At 68.4% G+C, this 2,877-nt stretch carries 3 protein-coding genes; all 3 read right to left on the reverse strand.

The window, feature by feature from the left end; genetic code table 11:
* Positions 1-27: 27 nt before the first annotated feature.
* Positions 28-927, reverse strand: coding sequence for a hypothetical protein (locus ACRDPS_RS20750; protein ID WP_431503560.1), 900 nt, complete (start codon positions 925-927; stop codon positions 28-30).
* 157 nt (positions 928-1,084) lie between these two features.
* Positions 1,085-2,107 carry a 4-hydroxy-2-oxovalerate aldolase gene (gene dmpG, locus ACRDPS_RS20755; protein ID WP_431503561.1) on the reverse strand — a complete coding sequence of 341 codons (1,023 nt, stop codon included), beginning with the start codon at positions 2,105-2,107 and terminating at the stop codon, positions 1,085-1,087.
* On the reverse strand, positions 2,104-2,877 hold a 774-nt coding region (locus tag ACRDPS_RS20760), incomplete at its 5' end, for an acetaldehyde dehydrogenase (acetylating) (protein ID WP_431503562.1). The genes ACRDPS_RS20760 and dmpG, both read right to left, overlap by 4 nt.

Here is a 2,877-nt window from a genome sequence, read left to right on the forward strand (position 1 = left end):
CACCTGGCGCGCCTCGCACTCCCCGGGTCACGCTTCTTTCATGCGGCATCCGGTGCCGCAGACTTTCATCGTGCCGGTCCAGCCGTTGCGTCTCAGGATTCTCGCGATTCTTGTAGCCGTTTGGCAGGGGATGTCGAAGACCTGGTGGAACCGGAGGCGGGCGGTGAGGGCACCGGTCGCGGCGAGGTCGTCGAGGGCTCGGTCGGCGTCGCGTGCCTGGTCGCGCCACGACTCGTGACCGAGGGCTCCGTCGAGCTCTACGACCAGCTTGTACGCCGCATAGTCCACGTCTCGGAACTGGTTGCCGTTCGGGCCGGAGCGCGGGGCCTGACGGGTGCCGATCGGCAGGCCGTGGGCGCGTTCGACCTTGGTCAGGTAGCCGTGTTCGAGGACTGAATGAGTACCAGCCTCCAGATCGTCGATCAGGCCGGCGATCAGCGAGCGGCGGCGCAGGGAGGGGTAGCGGTCGAGGGCAGCTCGGAGGGTCGCGGCGGTGACGTACTTTCTGCTCGCGACCTCCGCCAGCCGGGCGATGGCGTCGATCTCCTGCTTGGCGTCGTTGGCCATCGCCAGCCCGTTGTCCTCGATCGCGAGACGAGGAGGCGTGCCTCCGTAGGAACGTTGCTCCATGTTCTTCATCCGGTGGATGACGATCCCGTCCTGCGGGCTGATCCGGCGAGTGTGGTCGATGGCGACATGGATCGGGGAACCATCGTCGCGACCCTTCGGCTCCTCGAGGCTGGTCCAGCACAGGTAGGCCGGCTGGGCGTAGAGCACGGCAGCCCAGGCGCGCTGGGTCCAGGTCATCGGGCCGGCATGATCGACGTACACGCGGGGATGGACCCGGCGGAGCTCCTTGCGTCGGAGCCGTCGCTCGATGTCGACCTTCGTCACCCCACCGGCGGTCAGCTGCGCGTGGCTGGCCACGCCCTCCTGCATGAGCAACTGAGCCCGAAGAAGCCGAGCATCATCCTCGGCCCGTTCCCGCGCAAGACGCTGATCCTCGCTCTCGCCCATGGGGCACGCTAACCCCGGGAGTGCGAGACGCACCAGGTACGCCTCGCACTCCCCGGGCTCCAGAGACTCAGCTCGCGGCTGCCTGCTCCTCCAGCTTGGTGAGGCAGATGTCGACGATCATGTCCTCCTGGCCGCCTACCAGACCGCGGCGGCCGCACTCCATGAGGATGTCGCGGGTGTCGACGCCGTAGCGGGCGGACGCGTTCTCGGCGTGGCGGAGGAAGGAGGAGTAGACGCCGGCGTAGCCCATCGTCAGGGTCTCCCGGTCGACGCGTACGGGGCGGTCCTGGAGCGGTCGGACGATGTCGTCGGCGGCGTCCTGGAGCTTGAACAGGTCGCAATTGTGCTTGAAGTCCGACAGGTTGGCGACGGCGATGAACGCCTCGATCGGGCAGTTGCCGGCGCCGGCGCCGTGGCCGGCGAGCGAGGCGTCGACGCGGTAGACGCCGTTCTCGACGGCGACCACGGAGTTGGCCACCGAGAGCGAGAGGTTCTCGTGGGCGTGGATGCCGATCTCGGTCTCGTCGTTCAGCGCGTCACGGTAGGCACGGGCGCGGTCACGTACGTCGTTCATGGTGAGCCGGCCGCCGGAGTCGGTGATGTAGACGCAGTGGGCGCCGTAGGACTCCATCAGCTTGGCCTGCTCGGCGAGCTGCTCGGGCGGGGCCATGTGCGAGAGCATCAGGAAGCCGGAGACGTCCATCCCCATCTCGCGCGCGGCGGCGATGTGCTGGGCGCTCACGTCGGCCTCGGTGCAGTGGGTCGCGACCCGCACCGACCGCACGCCCAGCTCATAGGCACGTGCGAGGTCGTGGATGGTGCCGACGCCTGGGAGCAGGAGCGTGGTCAGGCGGGCGTTCTTGATGACCGAAGCCGCGGCCTCGATCCATTCCCAGTCGCTGTTGGAGCCGGGACCGTAGTTGACCGAGCCCCCGGTCAGGCCGTCGCCGTGGGCGACCTCGATGGCGTCGACGCCGGCCTCGTCGGCGGCGATGACGATCCGCTTGACGTCCTCGGGCGTGATCCGGTGGCGTACGGCGTGCATGCCGTCGCGCAGCGAGACTTCCTGGATGTAGATGGGCGTGCTCATTTGGAGGCCTCCTTGGAAGCAGCGCTCCGCGATTTTGTCGCTACCGCAACGAGCTCCGCCATCTGCAGCGCGGCCGAGGTCATGATGTCGAGGTTCCCCGCGTACGCCGGGAGGTAGTGCGCGGCACCCTCGACCTCGAGGAACACCGAGACCTGATGCGTGGGCCGGGTCGTCTCACCCTCGGCGAGAAGCGTCTCGACAGGCTGGTCCGAAGGGATCTCCTGCACCTGCACCTTCTGCTTGAGGCGATAGCCGGGGACGTACGCGGCGACGTCGCCGACCATCTTCTCCACCGACTCGGTGATCTCCGCGGTCAGCTCTTCCAGGGATCGGGAACCGCCCTCGACCAGCGCATACACGGTGTCGCGCATGATCAGCGGCGGCTCGGCCGGGTTGAGGATGATGATCGCCTTGCCGCGCTTCGCGCCGCCGACCTCGACGATGGCGCCCGAGGTGGTCTCGGTGAACTCGTCGATGTTCGCCCGCGTGCCGGGACCGGCGGAGCGCGACGAGATCGACGCGACGATCTCGCCGTACGCCACCGGAACGACCCGCGCGACCGCGGCGACGATCGGGATCGTCGCCTGCCCGCCGCAGGTCACCATGTTCACGTTCGGCGCGTCGATGTGCTCGTCGATGTTGACGGCCGGGACGACGTACGGCCCGATCGCCGCGGGGGTGAGGTCGATCAGCCGCTTCCCGTAGGGCTCCAGCGCCGCCGCGTTGGCCACGTGCGCCTTGGCCGAGGTCGCGTCGAAGACGATCTCGAT

This window comes from Nocardioides sp. (assembly GCF_050699375.1).
Classification (GTDB): domain Bacteria; phylum Actinomycetota; class Actinomycetes; order Propionibacteriales; family Nocardioidaceae; genus Nocardioides.